General features: G+C 63.7%; 19 protein-coding genes. All 19 read right to left on the bottom strand.

Going from position 1 to position 18976, the window contains the following annotated elements:
- Positions 1–81 precede the first annotated feature (81 nt).
- Entirely contained in the window at positions 82–1725 is a 1644-nt protein-coding gene (locus NKJ00_RS25100) for an MFS transporter (protein WP_128303092.1), read from the bottom strand.
- A gap of 229 nt (positions 1726–1954) precedes the next feature.
- Complete coding sequence (gene fliQ / locus NKJ00_RS25095) at positions 1955–2221, bottom strand: flagellar biosynthesis protein FliQ (protein ID WP_013529773.1); 267 nt, start codon at positions 2219–2221, stop codon at positions 1955–1957.
- A gap of 24 nt (positions 2222–2245) precedes the next feature.
- Positions 2246–2653 (bottom strand): flagellar hook assembly protein FlgD, encoded by a 408-nt coding sequence (flgD, locus tag NKJ00_RS25090; protein WP_013529774.1) that lies wholly within the window; start codon positions 2651–2653, stop codon positions 2246–2248.
- Positions 2653–3096, bottom strand: coding sequence for a flagellar biosynthesis repressor FlbT (gene flbT / locus NKJ00_RS25085; protein ID WP_023810019.1), 444 nt, complete (start codon positions 3094–3096; stop codon positions 2653–2655). Before flbT ends, flgD begins: the two co-directional genes overlap by 1 nt.
- Positions 3093–3440, bottom strand: coding sequence for a flagellar biosynthesis regulator FlaF (gene flaF, locus NKJ00_RS25080; protein ID WP_023810018.1), 348 nt, complete (start codon positions 3438–3440; stop codon positions 3093–3095). The genes flbT and flaF overlap by 4 nt, the downstream gene beginning before the upstream one ends.
- 31 nt (positions 3441–3471) lie before the next feature.
- Positions 3472–4515 carry a flagellar hook-associated family protein gene (locus NKJ00_RS25075; protein WP_352631641.1) on the bottom strand — a complete coding sequence of 348 codons (1044 nt, stop codon included), beginning with the start codon at positions 4513–4515 and terminating at the stop codon, positions 3472–3474.
- A gap of 4 nt (positions 4516–4519) precedes the next feature.
- Complete coding sequence (gene flgK, locus NKJ00_RS25070) at positions 4520–5974, bottom strand: flagellar hook-associated protein FlgK (RefSeq protein WP_128303090.1); 1455 nt, start codon at positions 5972–5974, stop codon at positions 4520–4522.
- 27 nt (positions 5975–6001) lie between these two features.
- The gene (locus NKJ00_RS25065) at positions 6002–7258 is read right to left on the bottom strand and encodes a flagellar hook protein FlgE (protein ID WP_256745508.1); all 1257 of its coding nucleotides are present in this window, start codon (positions 7256–7258) and stop codon (positions 6002–6004) included.
- A gap of 79 nt (positions 7259–7337) precedes the next feature.
- On the bottom strand, positions 7338–8006 hold the full coding sequence (locus NKJ00_RS25060) for a response regulator transcription factor (RefSeq protein ID WP_013529780.1): 669 nt from the start codon (positions 8004–8006) through the stop codon (positions 7338–7340).
- A gap of 222 nt (positions 8007–8228) precedes the next feature.
- Positions 8229–8816, bottom strand: coding sequence for a transglycosylase SLT domain-containing protein (locus tag NKJ00_RS25055; protein WP_352441895.1), 588 nt, complete (start codon positions 8814–8816; stop codon positions 8229–8231).
- Positions 8746–10122, bottom strand: coding sequence for a flagellar hook-length control protein FliK (gene fliK / locus NKJ00_RS25050; protein WP_352631638.1), 1377 nt, complete (start codon positions 10120–10122; stop codon positions 8746–8748). Before fliK ends, NKJ00_RS25055 begins: the two co-directional genes overlap by 71 nt.
- Entirely contained in the window at positions 10119–11498 is a 1380-nt protein-coding gene (locus tag NKJ00_RS25045) for a MotC family chemotaxis protein (protein ID WP_352631636.1), read from the bottom strand. Before NKJ00_RS25045 ends, fliK begins: the two co-directional genes overlap by 4 nt.
- Positions 11495–12829, bottom strand: coding sequence for a MotB family protein (locus NKJ00_RS25040; protein ID WP_352554033.1), 1335 nt, complete (start codon positions 12827–12829; stop codon positions 11495–11497). The genes NKJ00_RS25045 and NKJ00_RS25040 overlap by 4 nt, the downstream gene beginning before the upstream one ends.
- Entirely contained in the window at positions 12826–13452 is a 627-nt protein-coding gene (locus NKJ00_RS25035; protein WP_352631634.1) for a hypothetical protein, read from the bottom strand. The genes NKJ00_RS25040 and NKJ00_RS25035 overlap by 4 nt, the downstream gene beginning before the upstream one ends.
- Positions 13453–13455: 3 nt before the next feature.
- On the bottom strand, positions 13456–15102 hold the full coding sequence (fliF, locus tag NKJ00_RS25030; RefSeq protein ID WP_352631632.1) for a flagellar basal-body MS-ring/collar protein FliF: 1647 nt from the start codon (positions 15100–15102) through the stop codon (positions 13456–13458).
- Positions 15103–15234: 132 nt separating this feature from the next.
- Positions 15235–16299, bottom strand: coding sequence for a flagellin N-terminal helical domain-containing protein (locus NKJ00_RS25025; RefSeq protein WP_127290416.1), 1065 nt, complete (start codon positions 16297–16299; stop codon positions 15235–15237).
- Positions 16300–16567: 268 nt separating this feature from the next.
- A complete protein-coding gene (locus NKJ00_RS25020) occupies positions 16568–17554 on the bottom strand; it encodes a flagellin N-terminal helical domain-containing protein (RefSeq protein ID WP_128304916.1) in 987 nt (328 codons plus the stop codon).
- 197 nt (positions 17555–17751) lie between these two features.
- Positions 17752–18483 (bottom strand): flagellar type III secretion system pore protein FliP, encoded by a 732-nt coding sequence (gene fliP / locus NKJ00_RS25015; RefSeq protein WP_128304917.1) that lies wholly within the window; start codon positions 18481–18483, stop codon positions 17752–17754.
- Positions 18480–18974 (bottom strand): flagellar basal body-associated FliL family protein, encoded by a 495-nt coding sequence (locus tag NKJ00_RS25010; RefSeq protein ID WP_352441899.1) that lies wholly within the window; start codon positions 18972–18974, stop codon positions 18480–18482. Before NKJ00_RS25010 ends, fliP begins: the two co-directional genes overlap by 4 nt.
- Positions 18975–18976 lie beyond the last annotated feature (2 nt).

Below are 18976 nucleotides of genomic sequence, written 5' to 3'. Positions count from 1 at the left end.
TGGCCTCCAATCCAGCCAGCATCTTGAATCACAAACATCCGGCTTTGGGAATCCTACGATTCTCTCAAAATAGGAATCGCTCTAGTGCTCGATCGGTCCCTTGGCCATCACAAGCGCCGTGCCGGCGGTGGTCGGACGCTCGATCATACGCCGCACGCGCGGCGGTTCGTCGCCGCTGTGCAGGGCCCGCACGCGTTCGCCGATGACGGCGTCGGCATGGGTGATGCGTCCATTGTGCCTGATATATTCGATCCAGGTCGGCGTGTGATAATGCTCGATCCATACGGTGGGATTCTCGAGATCGCGTGCCAGCGTCCAGTTGCGGGCGCCGTCACGACGGCGGATGCGGCCGCGTTCGGCCATGATGGCGAGGAACTCCGGTTCGTCCTCGTGCCGGATCACATACTCGATCATGATGGCGATGGGACCACTGCGCGGCTTCAGGTCAAGCGCAAGGTGCGGTTCCTTGAAGCGATTGAGCGGGTCGAGGTTGAGCACCTGCTGTTGCGGCAGCGGGAGCAAAAGGCCGATGGCGCCGCCGGCCAGCATGGCGACGCTGGCTGCGATCAGCGCGGTTTCGGCGCCGTGCGCATCGGCGACGACACCCCAGATCCAGCTGCCGAGCGCGATGCCGCCGAAAGTCGCGGTCTGGTAGACCGACAGCACCCGGCCGACCACCCAGCGCGGCGTCGCCATCTGCACCGTGACGTTGAAATGCGAAAGCGCGATCACCCAGCAGGCGCCGCCGACAAGCAGGCCGAGCGACGTCTGCCAGGCATGCTGGCTGACGGCGGCATTGAAGGCGCAGACAGCGAAGCCGGCAAAAGCACAGCGCACCATCGTCTCGCTAGACAGCAACTGCCGCAGCCTGACGCTGATCAAGGCGCCGCCGACCGCGCCGATGCCGAAGGCGCCGAGCATGATGCCATAGGTCAGCGCATCGCCCTTGACGACATCGCGCGCCACCAGAGGCAGCAACGCAAGCACAGCGCCTGCACTGAAGCCGAACGCAGCTCCCCTGACCAGCACCTTGCCGATGTTGGGCGACATGGCGACATAGCGCAGGCCGGCGCCCATGGCGGCCCCCAGCGACTCGCGCGGCAAGGTCGACATGGGCACGTCCGGCTTCCAGCGCGCCAGCACGACGATCAGGCCGATATAGCTCACCGCGTTCGCCGCGAAGGCGGCCGCCGCACCGGCCGCGGCGACAATGATGCCGCCGATCGCCGGACCGACGCTGCGCGTCAGGTTAAAGCCCATCGAATTGAGGGCGACGGCCGCCGGCACCTTGTTGCGGGGTACGATATCGCCGACGGAGGCTTGCCATGACGGGCTGTTGAGCGCGGTGCCGCTGTCGATCAGGAAGGTGAAGGCAAGCAGCGTCCATGGCGTGATCAGGCCGGAATAAGTGAACACGGTCAGGAGCACCGACACCACCAGCATGAAGGTCTGGGCGACCAGCATCACCTTGCGCCGGTCGAAACTGTCGGCGATGGCGCCGGCTACGAGTGCAAACAGCATGATCGGCAAGGTGGTCGAAGCCTGGACCAGGGCCACCTGATAGGGCGAGGTGGCGATCGTGGTCATCATCCAGGCGGCGCCGACACCCTGGATCAGGCCACCGAAATTCGAGACGAGACTTGCGCCCCATACGGCGCGGAAAATGCCGTGACGGAAGGGCGCCAGCGCCGAGACGCTCTCGCTGTCCGGCTTTTCGTCAATCATTTGGGGTTCCTGCCATGTCGTGCCTGCTCGTCAGACAATCCGTTTGCGCAGACCGTTTGCCGAAAGTAGGGCATGGCGCCGCAAAGGGCAAAAAAGCTCATGGTCCAACAATGGGATAGAGGCGGTCCAGGCCTTGTCCGCCGTGGGTCCGGAGGTGCCGCGGGGATCGGCGGCTCTGTCTTCAGACAATTGCGAACGGCATGCCGCGGCACACCATCCTGGAACAGATTCAGAATCCGTTCTGGATGCGCTCGAAGATGACGTTGGTGAAGGCCGATATCTGGCTGCCGATGAAGGGGCCGGTCAGCGCCACCACCAGCATGATGGCGACGATTTTCGGCACAAAGGTCAAGGTGATCTCCTGCACCTGCGTCAGCGCCTGGATGAGGGCGATGCCGATGCCGACCACCATGGCGACCAGCACCACCGGAGCCGACGCGACGAGCACCGTCCACACCGCATACTGGACGATGTCGAGAGCGTCGGCCTCATTCATGGGACTGGCTCTCTGCCGAAAGCGTCAGCTTGCTGCCTTGACCGAAACTCCCGGACCGACCGCGACTTCGGTGCCGTTCTGCAGCACGGCGATGAGACCGTTGCTGGCGAGGCGCACCGAAGCCACGGTGCCTGTCGTCAGGCCGTCGGCGGAGGTTATCGAGCGCCCGATCAGTGCGTCGGCCTGCGACAGCGCCGAGGACTGCATGATCTGATTGAGCTTGGTGTTGGTCTGCACCGATTGCTCGACCTGAGAGAAGGTGGCGAGCTGGGCGACATATTGCGTCGAATCCATCGGCTTGGTTGGATCCTGGTTCTTCATCTCGGCGATCAGAAGCTTCAGGAACGACTGGTAGTCGACCGCTGTCTTCGAGGTCGACGCCGTGGCCTGATTGGCGCCGGTCGGAATCGTCGTCGTCATGTCCACGTTCATCAGTATCGTGCTCCCACAGCCAACGGGCGCTCGGCACCCGAAACATCGTCATTACCACCCAGCGCGCGGCGTTCGAGCGGATAAAGCGCGCGGATCGCCTTCAGCGCCTCGTAGATATGATCCTCGCCGACCATGCGGTCGATCTGTTTCAGCGCGCTGCAGATCTGGGTGTCCTCGAAGCTTGCCAGAAGCAGCGGCAGCGAACGGCGGAACATGTCGCGTGCGGCGGCGGCGCCGGCCGGGTTCATCAGCATGACCTGCAGGATGAAATAAAGCTGCTTGAGCGGCGTCGAGGCATCGTCGGCCTGAATCACGTGGCTTTCGAGCAGGAACTGGACGTCGTTCATCAATTCGACGGTGACCTTGCGGTCGACCCGGATGACGGCGCCGTTGATGTAGATCTTTTCGTTCGGCTTCAGCGATATCTTCAGCGTGTTGGTCATTGAATGCCGTCCCTGATGATCTGGGACACCTCGATCAACCCTTCGAAATTGTTGGTGCGGCCCTGACGGATGTCCTCCGCCTCGCGCAGCAGCCACAGGCCGATGGAAATGAGGTTGGCGCGCAGTTCCTTGGGCAGGGCGTTGTCGCTGGAGCCAAGATCCTCGACGAAGGCGGTCCAGACGCGGTTGGTGAAGTGAAGCGCCTCGATCGCCTCCATCGAATCGTGGCCGGCCGCTGCTGCCGCCGCCAGCATGTCGATCGAGCGGGTCAGAAGCTCCCGCTCGCGGTCCTTCGCGTCGGCAACGGAGTTGCTCTGGATGTCGGCGTAGGAGAATTGGTACATCGTTGGGGCTCTACCGTTCCGTTAAGCGTTGTCAGGTCAGGTAATTCAACAGGCTGAGCTGCTGCAGGCGTGCGGTCAACGCGAAAGACGTTTCGATGTGCTGTGTCAGGTCCGCGACCCGTGTCGCGGCTGCCGCCGGATCGACGGCTTCCAGATCGAGAATGTGCCGTTCGAAAAGGTCGACCTGCGTTTTCATCCGATCGTTGGCATCGGAAACCCGCTTCTGGACGATGCCGGTCTCGGATTGAAGCTGGCCAATGCCGCTCAGCGCTTCGCCAACCAATGTGGTCGAGCGGCTGACAACCGTATTCTTCGCCGCCTGGCTGATGTTGCTGGACATCAGGCTGCTGACCATGGCTGCCGCCATGGCGAGTTTCTGAATGCCATCGCTGTTGGCGCTGGTCGAAGTCGGTGTGGTTTCGTTGAGTGCGATGCGGCTGACGATCTGCTGGTCGGTGGCGTTCGACCAGTTGCCTTGCCAACCCGCGCCCGTGAACTGCGGCACGACATCATTGGTGATGAAATCGTCCATCTGGGCAGCCGTGATGTTGGCCGCTGCCGGGTCGTCCTGGGTGAAACCGAAATTGGTGAGGAAAGCGGTATCGAATGCAGCCTTGGCAGGAGAGCCGGCAGCGGTGAAATCGTTGATCGGCTTGACGTCTGTGTTGGTGCCGGCAAACAGATATTCACCATTAACGCTGGTGTTGAGGATCGAGGTCAGCTGCTGGATGGTCGCCTTGCCGGAGTCCCGGGTGAGGCTGTTGGACGAGTCGCTCGAGGAAGCGGTGGTCAGGGCGGACAGGAAGGTCTGCGCGGCGGTGGAGAGCTGACCAAGCGAGGTCTGCGTCGAGGAAAGCCGGACGCCGACCAGGCCGTTGGAATCGATGATGACGTTGAGCCGGTCAAGATCGCGCTGGAAGGTGACGGCCTGGGTGGTGCGCCCACCGAGAGCCAGGCCGACGTCAGCGACCCGGCCCGTCGAGGATTCTTTGGTGGCTTTGACGAGTTCGGCCTGCATGCGCATCTGCTGGGAGCGCATGGCATTGGAGATTGCGGCCGAGGAGACTGAAGTCATGGAATTATCCCACCGCGTTGAGCAAGGCCGTCAACATGTCGTCGACGGTTTTCATCATCCGGGCTGATGCCTGGTAGGTGTGTTCGAGGTCGAGCAGCAGCGACATTTCCTGGTCGACATTGACCCCGGTCGCGTTGGACAGCGCCTCGGCGCTGCGCGATGCCAGTGCTTCCTTGGCGTCGGAGGCGGTCGAAGCCTGCTGGCGCACGCTCTCGAACCAACCGATCGAACTGGCGGCGTAGTCGGATACGCTGGAGGTTGCCGAAACGCCGGCGGCGGGGTCGAAAGTCATCGGCTGGTCGAGCCGGTCGCCATAGGCAACCAGAAGGGTGGAATAGGACGCGCCGCCGCCCGTGTTGGCGACATAGGCCGCACCGTTGGCACCGCCGTCGCGCAGCAGCGTCGGGTTGCCGCCGGTGCTCGGGTCCATCGCTGCATTGACGCTGATGGACGCGGCAAGGCCGGTGACCAGCGTGCCGGCGGCCGGCACGGCCGGCGCTCCCGACCAGGTGAACAGGCCGGCGGCATTGGCCATCGAGGGTGCGGTCTCGGCAAAAGCGGTGATCAGGCCACGCGCGGTCTCATCGAGCTGGCTCTGCATGGTCGAGGCGACGCCGTCGCGCAATTGCAGCAGGCCGGCAAGCGTGCCGCTGGCGCTGGTGTTGCCGCCGGCTCCCGCCGAGATCGGCACGTTGTCGATGTAAACGGCATTGCCGGCGGCACCCGCGGTATAGCCTGCCGACGCCGCGAAGGTGACCGTGCGCGGTATCGTCTCGAACAAAGTCGTGCCGTCACCGGTGGTGATGACCATGTCATTGTCGCCTCGCGTGAAGGTCGACACCGGGACATAGTTCGAAATCTTCTTCAAAAGCGCGTCGCGCTGGTCGAGCGCATCGGAAACGTCGGTGCCGGAACGGGTTCCGGACATGACCGCCGTGTTGGCATCCTGGAACTGGCTGAGCAGCGAGTTCAGGTCATCGACGGCGGTGGCGATCTGGCCGTCGGTCTGGGTGCGGAAATCCTGGACTGCCTTGGAGCCCTCATTGAGCGAGCGCACGACCTGCTTGGCGGCGTCGATGACCGAGGCGCCGAGGTTCTGGTTCGACGGCGAGGTGGCGTAGAGCTGCAGCGCCTGCTGCAGGTTGGCGATCGCGGTCGAGGGCGAGGACGCATTGTCGACGCCATTGACCGCAACGCCCAGCTGATCCATGCCGCTGTAGAGCGCGTTCTGCCCGCTCCAGGCCGACAGCGCGCCGAGATTCTGGCGAAACAAAAGCTCGTTGGCTGCGCGCTGGATATCGACCGAACGCGCGCCCGGCGCCGTGCTGGTGACGACGGCCTGACGCCGTGAATAGTCCGGGTTGGAGGCGTCGGCCACGTTGCGCGAGACAACGCTGGTCTGTCGCGCGGTGTTCATAAGCGCCGACTGGGCGATACTCAATGCGGTAGACAGTGACATGCGGGTCTTTCGCGGGCGACGCCCGTCTTATCTCTTCAGGTTGACAAGGACGTCCATCAGATCGGAACCGGTCTGGAAGACTTTCGAATTGGCGGTGTAGCTGCGCTGCGCCGCGATCATGTTGGTCAGCTCTTCGGCGATGTCGACGTTGGAATTCTCGAGCGCGCCGGAGATGATGGAGCCGAGCTTGCCTTCATTGGCAAAGCCGACACGAACCGCGCCGGACTCGGTGCCCTGCGAATAGACGTTGCCAGGCAGCGCGGTGAGCTGATCCGGGCTCTGTACGTCAGCCAGCGGGATCTTGTAGAGCGGCTTGGTGGAGCCGTCCTTGTACTGCGCGTAGATGGTGCCGTCCTTGCTGATCTGAACCTTGTCGATGGTGCTCGGCGCGTTGCCGTTGACCTGGGCGTCGGAAACCGTGAAGCCGGCGCCAAGCTGGGTCAGCGCAGACAGATCGAGCGAAAAGGCGGCGCCGTTGGGCACGGTGAGGGAGACGCTGTCGACGGCGCCGGTGAGCTTGCCAGTGGTGGCGTCGAACGTCAGGTTGGCCGAGCCCAGCGCGCCACCGGTATAGGGGAATGCTGTCCCGGCCGTGGCCTGAGACTGATCGAAGACCGAGACCTGCCAGGTGCCGGCGCCGGTGTTGGTGAAATAGACGTCGAGCAGCTTCTTGTTGCCGAGATTGTCGTAGGCAACCATGGAGGATTTTGAGGTGTACTGCGCGCCGACAGCATTGGTGGTGGGCAGATTGCCGGCGGCGATCGGGGTCGCGCCGGCCGGCAGGTTGCCGGCATAGCTGCCCTCAGTGCTCGGTGTTGCAGTCATTCCCTGGTCTGAGATGACAACCGGGACCAACCCCTCGAAGCCATTGACCGTCGCTGCCGGTACGCCGTTGTCGTAGCTGTACGCCATCAACTGGAAGCCGGCCGAGTTGACCAGTCTGCCTTGACCGTCGGGAACGAAAGCGCCGGCCCGGGTCAGGTAAGGGGTGCCGCTCGGATCCTGAACGACAAAGAAGCCATCGCCGCTGACGGCAAGGTCGGAAACCGAGGTCGTGTATTGAAGCACACCCGGATCGCTGACCGCCTGGCGGATCGTCGTGGTGACGCCGCCGGAATTGTAGGCACCGCCGGTCGACGGCATGACCAGCGTCGAGAATTCGGCGGAGGAGCGCTTGTAGCCGGTGGTGTCGGAATTGGCGATGTTGTCGGCCACCGTCGATAGGCGGTTTGCCTGGGCGTTCATGCCGGAAACGCCGGTCCGCATCATTCCGTAGAGGCTCATCGAAACGTCTCCGCTGTGTCCATGCTGCTGGCTACGAGGCTACGCATGTTTTCTTGCGCGAGGCTGGCGCGGCGCTGCATCAGAAGACGAGCCGGTAGCCGAGGAAACGCTTGGAATCGATCGGGTCGGTGCCCAGCTTCTCGCGCAGCTTCTTGCGCAGTTTGCTGATGTGGCTTTCCACCACGTTCTCTTCGACCTCTTCGTCGAAGATGCCGTAGATGGCGTTGAAAACCTGGGTCTTGGTGACGCGGCGCCCGCGATTGCTCGCCAGATATTCGAGGATGCGGCGTTCACGGCGCGGCAGGGGGAGGGGCTGACCGTCGATCTCGGGGTCGCGGCCGTCCATGAAGATGCGCATGGCGCCGATCTCGGTGTAGGCGACGTCTTCCTGGGCGCGGCGGCGGATGGCGGTGATGCGGGCCAGGATCTCGCGGATATGGACGGGCTTGCGAATGACGTCGTCGACGCCGCTCTCGAACAACCGCAGCGTGTTCTCCAGCGAATGCTGTTCGCTAAGCGCAATCACCGGGGCGCCGGTGCGGTCGCGGATCTGGCGCGGAGAGATGGAACCCTCGCGACAATCGCCGATGAGGAAGGCCCTGACCGAGCGCAGATCGGTGTCGGCGGCCGAATTCACCCACTCACCGAATTCGCCGGATGCAAAGCCTGCACAGGCGATGCCCTCACGATCGAAAAGTGAATTGTATCCCTCTGTTACGAGCTCGCGCTCGTCAACGATCACAATCATCGGCCCCGCCTTCCGAATCAAATCATTTGCCCCGTGAAGAGAGGCGTATCCGCTGGCGGGAATCCTGAACAACCGTCATTTCTTGTAGCTAGTTTCTTGGGAGTCTGGAATCGTATCGGTTGCATTAGCGGGCGGCCAGATGTGCTTTCGGCGGCAAATCTTGGGCAAGTGAAGCCGACAATTCCGGGTTGTGCTGTTGCTTTATTAGAAGCGGAAATACGCTTATGGGTTGCAGAAGCCGCGGGCGTTCGCAGTCCATTTTCCAAACCCGGTGGCGACCATGTTGGCGATGACGCGACAGACATAGATCTTCTGCGCCGGATCATTGTCAGGGCCGGCATGATAGCGGGCGACAGCCATCGACCAGGTCTCGTGGCGGGCATGGAGGCTGGCCAGGAAGCGCGCCGCATAGTCGACGTTCTGGCGTGGGTCGAGCATGTCCTCGACGCTGCGAAAATGCGAAGCGTGGTAGTGGTGGTTGATCTGCATGCAGCCCAGATCGATCAGCGTCTTGCCCTCGCGCCGGGCATTGGCGAAGGCGGCAAGGGCCTCGGTACGGCTCCTTGGAAAGACTGCTTTTCCTTCTATATTCAAGGCGTTGGGCTGAAGACTGCCCTTGTTTCCAGTCTCCGTCAGGCCAACCGCATAGAGGATGCCGGCGGGCACGCCATAACGATCGGCAGCGCGCAGGATTTCCGGCTCGCAAGGGTTGGCCGTAGCTGCGGCAGCGCTTGCCGCGCTAGATAAAGATATCGCCGCCAGCGCGCTCGCGAGCAGGCGAAGTGCCGCGGCCGTAGTCCTGCGCGTCATCGTTGCGTTTCCCTGAGGATTGCTGGCCCGGTTGCTGGCCGCCGGCTCCACCATTACCGCTGCCCGAATTCCCCGGTTGAAAGGATGCTGGATCGCGGCCTGTCGCCGCCGCCATAGGAGCGGTTGCATCCGTCCGGGTTGTAGCGGGAGCTGCTACCGAAGGTTGCAGTATCGTGACCTTGTCAACCTCGAAGCCGAGCCCCCGCAGTGACTTGACGATGGCCTCGCTGTCGGCCGACAGCCGACGATAAGCGTCATGCGTTTCAGGCTTCAGCTCAATCGAAAGTTGTTCCCCGGAGAGGCGAAGATTGGCCGTCACCATGCCGAGTTCGGCGGGGTGGAGTTCGATCTTCAACACATGTGTCGGAACGGCAACAGAGCTGGCCAGATGGGTGGTCGTGGGTGAGGCTGAAAGCGCCTTTTGCGGCCCGGCGTCGGCGGCTATGGCGTTGATCACATTGAGGGCTGCCTGGCTGATGGGACTTTGCGGCGGTGCGGGGAAACTCCGTTCCGACACCACGTCGATGCGCGCAGTGGACAGGGACTGTTTTCCCGCTTCTAGACGCATCGAGGACTGGACATCCTCGATGCTCTTCATCGCATTCGCGGTGTGCTTCGACCGCACGCCGGGCACATCGGCGGCCGGTGCGTCCGACAGCTTCTGGGCCGCCGCTGCGGCGTCGCGTTTTGGCGCGCTGGAGGCAGCGCTCGGCGACTGACCGTCAAGCGCCGTCAAAGGTCCGTCGACGATCGACGCCTGCTCCGGCTTCGACATGGTTTCGAGTGCTTCGCGTCCGCCCGCGGCTTTTGGCCGGTAGGTCTTTGGCAGTGAAGCCTGCCCATCGAGCGCCGGGTCCGACGGATTCTCGCCGGTGGCCGTATTGCCCCCGGCTGCCTTGGCCGTTGTCGCGAAATGCCGCAGGTCATGAAACGCGATCAGCAGCGGCAGGTCGTCCTGAAGCGGCCCGGCATCCGGCGCCGTCTCTCCGGCGTCGGCCTTGTGCACCTTTGCTTCCAATTCGTCCTTGCCGGCTTTCACGCTTGCCACTTTGGCCGAGGTGGTCCTTCCGGGCTCGGCCGATGCCGGTTCGGCCTTGGCGTCATGCCCGGCAAGGCCGGCAGCGAGCTTGCTCCAGCGCTGGTCGCGCGATCCCGCCTCTGTCGACGGCTGCCGTTCCGGGCGGGCATCGTCGCGCAGCATCTTGCCGAAGCCGGCGTCATCGTTCCTGCCGTTCGCGGCAGGCTGCTCCGACGTCGCGCGCGTGGAGGCAAATCCTGGCAAGGCCGAGCCGAGGCTGGTGGTCATTTTGGGGCGGCTCCAAGCATCTGGTCGATCAGGTCGAGCTGTCGACGTGTTCTGGTCATGGCGGCGTCGGTCGGATCGGCGGGCTCTGGACCGGCTGCGGGTGACGGTGCCGACGCCGGCATGACAGTCGCAGGGTCGGCGGATGCCGCTGCTGCCATGTCCGGCGCATTGGCGGCTGGTCCGCCGGAGGCCGCGGTGACGGCGGGTTGCTCCGAGATGGCGCCTTCGACCGGTGGCAGGCCACTGTCATCGGCGCCTTGCGCCGTGGCGATCTCGGGCACCGGCTGCGCCGCGGCGGCAGGAACTGGGGCAGGCTTTTCCGCCGGAAGGGCGGTGGGCGGCGCGACGACCTCGCCGGCAATGGCCTGCGCGGCGTCGAGCAAAGCGCGGTCGCCCTCCGACAGCCGGCTGCGGTCGATCTTGCCGAGCTTGGCGCGAACGTCCTCGATTGTACCCGAGGTGACGGTGGAAAGGCTGGCATAGAGCAGGGCGCGTGGATCGTCCTGATTGGTGTTGCCGTCGCGGCCCTGTTCCGCCCGCGCCGAAGCGAAGGCCGACAAGTCGTTCAGGCCGTCTATCGCGGCCCGGCGGGCGATGCGCAGATAGATCACCTTCTCGCGCTCGGGATCCATCATCGAGGTGATGTCGCCCAGCTTGTCCTGGCTGATCGACATGTGCAGCGCGATGACGCCGGAGACGAAGGAGTCGGCGAACTGGCTGGCATAGGGCGAATAGAGATAGCGCTCGACATATTGGGTGGAAGCAAGGGCGAAGCGTGCCGCGTCGCCTTGCGCGACTGCAAGGCCAACCGAACGGCGAAGTGCCGCTTCCTCGACCAGCGTGCCGGGGCTGAGCAATCTTGCCTCGTCGAGCAGACGGAGTGCGGTCGCCGGTTGATCGCCGGCAAGCAGTGAGCCTTTGACCAGGGCGAGGAAGGCGCCGAGATCCGGAGGCAGCGCCATGGGATCGATCGGCCTCAAGGCTTCGATAGCCTCGCCGGGCCGGCCGTTGAGGTAATCAATCACGCCTTTGGCGATGGCAAGGCTTTGCGGGTCCGTCATAGCGCGCGACGTGGCCGCTTCGACGGTCACCGGGTTGCCGCCGCTCATGCCGTAGACAAGCAGAGCTCGAAAGTTCTTGGGATCCTTGTAGTCCTCGGCATTCGCCGCCCGCAGGCGCGCATCTGCCATCTCCAGCAGCTTGGCTTGCATCGGCAGGGCGGCATGATCGCCGGCGGCTATGCGGTCCTGGATGAGTTGCAGCGAGCGCACCAACTGATACGGCTGCAGCGTATCCTGGGCGAAACCGGTCGACGGGTGTCCGCCGGCCAGCAGCAACAGGCCAATCAACCGGCGGGTGACGGCCGCTCGCTTCATCCGCCGGTCGCCATCAGGATCTCGATGCGGCGGTTCGCGGCCGCCAATGGATCGGCTGCTATTTTCGGCTGGCGGTCGGCGAAGCCGGCGACCTCGGTGATGCGGCGTTCGTCGACGCCGCCGCGCACCAGCATGTAGTAGGCGGAATGCGCGCGCGCCGTCGACAGGCGCCAATTGTCGTAGCTGTCGCCGCGGAACGGCCGGGCGTCGGTGTGGCCGTTGATGCTGATGGTGCCCTTCTGGCTGTTGACGATGCGGCCGATCTTCTCCATCGCCAGCACCAGTTCGCGTCTCGGCAATGCCGAGCCGACCTCGAACATGCCGAAGTCGAGCTGGTCGGTGATCGAGATGACGACCCCCTTGTCGGTGGCTTCGACCGAGACGCCGTCGTGCAGCTTGTCGCCGGGCTTGAAGGCATCGGCCAGTTGCCGCTTGACGTCGGCCGCTGCCTTGACGGCAGCCGCGGTTGGCGCCTTCTCGCCGACGTCAGGCTTGGTGGCGTTTTGCGTCGCGGCTTTCGCTCCGCCCGCGACCGTGGTGCCGTCCGGTTTGGTCTCGCCGGCCATTGCCGTGGCAGGGTTCGCGGCCTGCTTGCCGGTCGCGTCCTTAGCCAGCGGCTCGAGCGGTGCCGCGACAGGCGGCACGGCTTTGACTTTGAGCACTTGCGTTTCGGCGGTCTTGTCGCCGGGCTTGGCCGGATCGCCCTCGATCTTGGTGCGCTCGGCGCTGGCCTCGGCGCCGGGCGCCGCGACCTGCTGCGACCAGAAATCCGGCTCGAAGGGATCGCGGTAGGAGGCGCCACCGGAGGCGCCGGTAGCCGGTCCGGCAGCCTGCACGCCGCCGTCGCCTTTCTGGCTGACATTCTGCATGACGCCGGTGTCGGTAGCGATTTCCGAAAGCACCGCGTAGGGGTCGGCGAAGAGATGATCGTCGGTGCGTTCCGGCTGCTGCGGCTCCTGCTTGTCCTGCTTGCGGTCCGACGCGCCCGCGCCGGCATTGCCGTTCTGTCCGGCTTTGCTGGTCGCCTCTTGCGGATCGTCTGCCGTCAGCCCCATCGCGCGCGGGCCGTCACCGAGATCCTCCAGGCCCTTGCGGCTCGAATTTCGGTCGACCAGCTTGACCGGGTTGAAGTAGCTGGCGACGGCTGCCTTGGTCTGCTCGTTGGCGGCGTTGATCAGCCACATGACTAGGAAGAAGCACATCATGGCCGTCATGAAGTCGGCGAAGGCGATCTTCCAGACGCCGCCATGGTGGGCTTCGTCATGGTCGTCATGACTGCGCCGCACGATGATGATCTCGTGGCGGCCGTGATCGGCGTCGGCGACGCTCATGCCAGGACCTCCGAGAGGGTCGTCGACCATTCGGCCATGCGCGTCTCGAACACCGCCTCGTCGATGGCGACGGTCAGGTCGAAGCCTGGCGCCTCGACAAAATCGAGATTGGCGGCGCGGGGTCCGAGCGACGCCTTCAGTGTTTCGAACATCGAGAGCGGGCCGCGCACGACGATGCGCACCGCTTCGGCATCGCCAACCGCTTCGCGAACGGCGCCGGCCAACGCATCGATCGAACGTTTCTGCAGATCGTCGCTGACGATGCCGCCGATGATGCGGGCGACCGTGGCGGCGACAAGTCCGGTCACGCGCGCCTCCATCGCATCGATGCGCAACGAGACAGCCTTGCCGACATCGTCGCCGTGGCTTTCGAGAAATATCCTTGCTTCCTCGGCACTGGCCTGGCGTTCGGCTTCGAGCGCGGCGTCATGCGCAGCCGACAGGCGGACCTCCAGCGCTGCCTCCGCCTGGGCAACCGCCTCGGCGATCAGCGTGCCGATATCGGCTTGTGGCGCCGGCGTCTCGGGCTTGTGGTCGGGATCGACTGCTGCCCGGGGCTGGCCGGCGCGTTGCGCGCGCGTCCCGAAATCGGGCAGAAGGTCGAAGAGGGCTACGGAGGGCATGGTTTACACCGCCACTTCCTGGGCAGCCCATTTGCGCAGGATCTGCGCGGTGCGCTCCTCGTTGAGATCGACCATCCTGGCAAGCCTGTCCTGCGGCGCCGGCCGGATCTTCTGGCGAAGATCGTCGAGCGGCGTGGGGCCTGGGCGTGTGCCTGGCAAGGTCCCGATCGCGGCACTGTCGGTGGCCGCCATTGCCTCCGGCGTCGGCAGCGAGCGCTGGACGTCGTCGAAGCTGGGACCTGCCAGGGCCGGAGTAGCCTTTGCCGTCAGCGCCGCGGCCATCGGCCTCAGGCCGAAGAAGGCGACCAGGAACACCACGACGATGAAGGCACCGGCATTGATCATCGTGCCGGCATGCTGGCCGATAGAATCGAGCATTCCCGCCTGCGGGATCGCCTCGCCATCCAGGCCGTCGATGAACTCGACCGCCGAGACGTCGATGATGTCGCCGCGCTTTTCGTCCAGGCCGGTGGCGGACGCGACCATCTTCTGGATCTCGGCGACGCGCTTGGCGATCTGCTCCGGCGTGGCGTCCTTGCCGAGAATGGCCGTCAGCCGCTGCTGGTTGACGACCACGGCAATCGACATCTTGGTGACGGTGTAACCGCTGGAGACCGTGGCGATCTTCTTGGAATTGATCTCGTAGTTGGTGATCTCTTCCCTGCGGTCGTTTTGCGAGGAGGATTGCGGACCATCGGTGGCGGTTGCCTGGGTCTCGGGCAGGTTCTGCTCGACGCTGGCCGGAGTGGAAGCCTGCTTCTGGTTGTTGTTCTCGTTGGCCCGCACCGACTGCACCGAGCGTTCGACGCGGGAATTCGGATCGAAGATGGTCTCTTCCGTCTGGCGGGTGTCGGTGTTGACCTCGGCCTTGACGCTGGCGCGGAAATTGTCGGGGCCGAGATAGGCCGTCAGCGCACGGCGGATGTTGTCTCCGATCTGCGCCTCGACGGTCTGCTCGACGCCGAGTTCGCGGGCGGCGCTGGTGTTGGAAGGGTCGTCGCCCGCGGCCAGCAGATTGCCGCTGGAATCGAGAACGGTCACCTTGTCGGCCGACAGGCCGGGAACGGCGGCGGCGACGAGATGGCGGATCGACATGGCGCTCTTCTCGGCGTCGATGCCGGCGTAGCGGATGACCACGGAAGCGGAGGGCTGCTGCTCGTCGCGGCGAAAATTGGCGCGTTCGGACATGACGATGTGGACCCGCGCAGCCTTGATGCCCGATATCGACTGGATGGTGCGGGCGATCTCGCCTTCCAGCGCGCGCACGCGGGTGATCTGCTGCATGAAGGAGGTGAGGCCGAGCGAGCCGACATTGTCGAACAATTCGTAGCCGGCATTGGCGCTGGTCGGCAGGCCCTTTTCGGCGAGCAGCATGCGGGCCTGAGCGGTGGTGCCGGCCGGCACCAGAACCGAGGTTCCATCGGCGCCGACATCGAAGCCGATACCGGCTTCGCCCAGCACCAGGCCGATCTGGTTCACGTCGGCACGGTCTAGTCCCACATAGAGCGTGTCGTAGGCGGGGCGGTTGAGATAGACCGAGGCGATGCCGATGACGCCCATCACCAGAACGGCGATGCCCGCCAGCATGGCGAGGCGCTTCACGCCAAACCCGCGGAGATTCGAGATGATGCTCTGGATCTGTTCCGGCACGGTTCAACGACTCCCAGCATGATTGTCCGCTGGAACTCTAGTCTTCGAAGCTTGTGCGAAAATGAAATCGGGCCGCGCTTGCGGCGCGGCCCGATTATCTGATGGGAAGGTGGGCGCCGGTGGCGCCCGTGATCAGCTCTTGAACAGAGACAGGATCGACTGCGAGGCGGCGTTGGCGATCGACAACGCCTGGATGCCGAGCTGCTGCTGCACCTGCAGGGCCTGGAGACGGGTCGATTCCTTGTTCATGTCGGCATCGACGAGCTGGCCGACGCCGCGGTCGATGGAGTCCATCAAGCTCTGGGTGAAGGTCTTCTGCAGGTCGATGCTGCTCTTGGCCGAGCCGAGGATGGTGGCGGAGTCGGTCAGCTGGGCCATGACCTTGTCCATCCTGGTTACCATCTGCGTGATGATGTCGTCGGTTACCCCTGGGGCCGTGATGTCGAGGTTGTAGGCGGAAATATTGTCGACCTTGGCGACCGCTCCCGCCGCCGTCTGGCCGGCTGTGTTCGCGGCGATATCCGTTCCTCCGCCCGCGATCACGCCCGCATAGGCGTTGTCGTACAGGGTCTGGGCGGCGCCCGTGGAATAGATGGAGGTTTTGCGATCGAGGGTTCCGGAATTCTTCACCTCGGCGGCGAGGCCGTAGTCGAAAAGCTTGGTGCCCTCAACATCGATGTTGATCGTTCCGATCGACACTGCGCCGGATGAGGAGCGATTGAATGAGGACACGATCTGCGAGTCGGGCTGGACGCCATCATTGGGGGCGGCAGTCTGCTTGGAGGTCACCGCCAGGAAATTCGAGCCGGAGAAGGTCGCCGCATCGGCGAACGACTTCATCTGCGTCTGAAGCGCCTTGATCTCGGTCTGGGTTTTTGCCTTGGCGGCATCCGTCTGGCCGACCATGGACAGCACCTTGGTCTTGATCTGCCCGATCGTTGTCAGCACATTGTTCATGCCGGTGTAAGCGGCGTCGACCTTCGAGGCGCCGAGGCCGAGTGCATCCTGCACGGTCGACAGGGCCGCGTTGTCGGAGCGCATCGTGGTGGCGATCGACCAGTAGGCGGCGTTGTCCGAGGCCTGCGAGACCCGGTAACCGGTCGATATGCGGGCCTGCGTCTGTTCGAGCGACTTGTTGGTGGCGCTGAGGCTTTGAAGTGCGGTTAACGCCGAAGCGTTGGTCATGATGCTCGCCAAGAAAGTCGCTCCTTCTCAAAAGCCGACATGCTCAGACATGCCGGATGGGCCTGTTCAACGGGTGGCATCGTGCCGGTCGGACCGATTCGCCAACTGTCGTAAGCTATTGGTTAACCATAACTAGCGCGGCATGGTTAACAGCCTGTTAAAAGCTGGCTTTTGAGAGTTAAGCATCGAGGGTTGCGTGGGGCTGGAGCAAAACGCAAATCGGGCCGCGCTTTTGGCGCGGCCCGATTTTTTTGTGCGAACTGTGGTTGAGCGAAGGCGATTAGCCGCGGAAGAGCGACAGGATCGACTGCGACGAACCGTTGGCGATCGACAGCGCCTGGATGCCGAGCTGCTGCTGGACCTGCAGGGCCTGCAGACGGGTCGATTCCTTGTTCATGTCCGCATCGACGAGCTGGCCGACACCGCGATCGATGGAGTCCATCAGGTTCGAGGTGAAGGTCTTCTGCAGGTCGATACTGCTCTTGGCGGCGCCGAGCGTGGTGGCGGCGTTGGTCATGGCCTTGAGCGCGGCGTCGACGACGTTCATCTGCTGCGCGATCTGGCTATCGCTGGCAGCCGTGCCACCCGAAAAGATAGTGAGCGAGGCAACCGAATAGGTGTCGGTTGCCGCTGCTGCAGCACCCAGGGTGGGGTTCGAGGCCGTGGCAACAGCAGCGCCCGTGGTGCCGAGGCGAGCCGTGTCGAGAATACCCTTGGCGGTTGGTGCCGCGCCGGCATCGTACAGCTTGATGCTTTCCACATTGACATCGATCGTCGAGATCGAAGCCGCGCCGGTCGCGTCGCGGTTGAAGGCCGAAACAATCTTCACGTCGGCCGCGGTGCCTGTCGCAGTGGACACCGAAAGCATGTTGGTGCCGGAGAAGGTGGCGCCATCGGCGTAGGCCTTCAACTGGTTCTGAAGGGCGGCGATTTCGACCTGGGTCTTTTCCTTGGAGGCGTCCGTCTGGCCGTAGGACGCGACCAGCTTGGTCTTGATCTGGTTGATGGTATCGATCGCGCTACTCATGCCGGTATAGGCTGTGTCGACCTTGGAGGCGCCGAGGCCGAGAGCGTCCGAAACGGTGGACATTGCCTGGTTGTCGGAACGCATTGTGGTGGCGATCGACCAATAGGCGGCGTTGTCCGAAGCCTGCGAGACCTTGTAGCCGGTCGAAATGCGGGCCTGGGTGTCGGTGAGGGATTTGTTGGTGGCGTTGAGGCTCTGCAGAGCCGTCAATGCGGCGCTGTTCGTCATGATGCTGGACATGGTACTCGTACCTTGATTTTACAGGTATTTTTTACATACCGGCTCTACCGGTATGACGGTGCGGCATCATGCCCATGATCTCTCAAATCGATCACCCGCCATCTGCGAGCGAATATGCGGGCAAGTCCCTACCAAAGGGCTAAACCGGACGGTTAATCGAAAATATATTGCTGGGATTTCGAGCCGGCGCGGCAGGGTCAGTTGAAGGAGCGCACCAGGCTGCCGACAAGCAGGTTCCAGCCGTCGATCAGGACGAAGAACAGGATCTTGAACGGCAGCGACACCACTGTCGGCGGCAGCATCATCATGCCCATCGCCATGGTGATGGTGGCGACGATCAGGTCGATGACCAGGAATGGCAGCACGATCAGGAAGCCGATCTCGAATCCGCGCCGGATCTCCGAGATCATGAAGGCTGGCACCAGGATGCGCAGGTCGACGGTGTCACGCGAAACGGTCTGGCCGCGCTCGCGGGCGAGGTCGGCGAAGAGGTCGAAATCCTTGTCACGCACATTGTGCAGCATGAAGGTGCGGAACGGGTCCGAAATCTTGTCGAAGGCTTCGGTCTGTGTGATCTGGTTGTCCATCAGCGGCTTGACGCCGGTGTTCCAAGCCTGATCGAAGGTCGGCGCCATGACATAGAAGGTCATGAACAGCGACAGCGAAATCAGGATGAGGTTTGCCGGTGTCGACTGCAGGCCGATGCCGGCGCGCAGGATCGAGAAGGCGATGACGAAACGGGTGAAGCTGGTCACCATGATCAGCAGGCCTGGCGCCACCGACAGAACGGTCAGCAGGCCGAACATCTGGATGATGTAGCCGACGGTGGTGCCGTCAGCCTTGCCGATGCCGCCGAGATCGAGTTGCTGGGCCGCCGCGATGGAGGTGGCGGCGGCGATCATGGCCGTGGCGAGAAGGAGTTTTCTCATTCGAGCAGCAATGTCCTGATGAGTACCTGTTTGGCGTGACCCTGGCTGCGGATCGCGGCGCGGTCTTCGAGGTCGGCCTTCAGGTGCTGGTAGCCGCTGGCGCCCTCGATCTGATGCATCTTCAACGTGCGCACCAGGGCCAGAAGGTCCTGGTGGATGTCATCCGACATTGCCTGTGGCTGCGGCGCGTCATAGACGATGGACACCTCCATCCTGATCCAGGTGCCGGCAGGCGAGGCGATGTTGGTGGTGATCGGCGCCAGCACGACCAGTGTAGGCCCCACGGCTGGCTGCTCGGCAGAAGCCGGCTGCTCCGTCTTGCCTTCATTCTCGGGCGCCGCCGGTACCGACGACGGTGCGTCGACACCCTTCAGATAGCCGCCGGACATCCAGCCCATGCCGATGGCGGCCGCCGTCACAACCAGCAGCATGCCGGCCTGAATGGCAAGGGAGGGACCCTTGCGCGGCTGGACCTGTTCGACATTTGCCACTG

The organism is Mesorhizobium sp. M0227, assembly GCF_040321855.1.
GTDB lineage: Bacteria > Pseudomonadota > Alphaproteobacteria > Rhizobiales > Rhizobiaceae > Mesorhizobium.
Note: the sequence above shows the minus strand (reverse complement) of the source record. Positions and strands in the feature narration are given on the sequence as shown.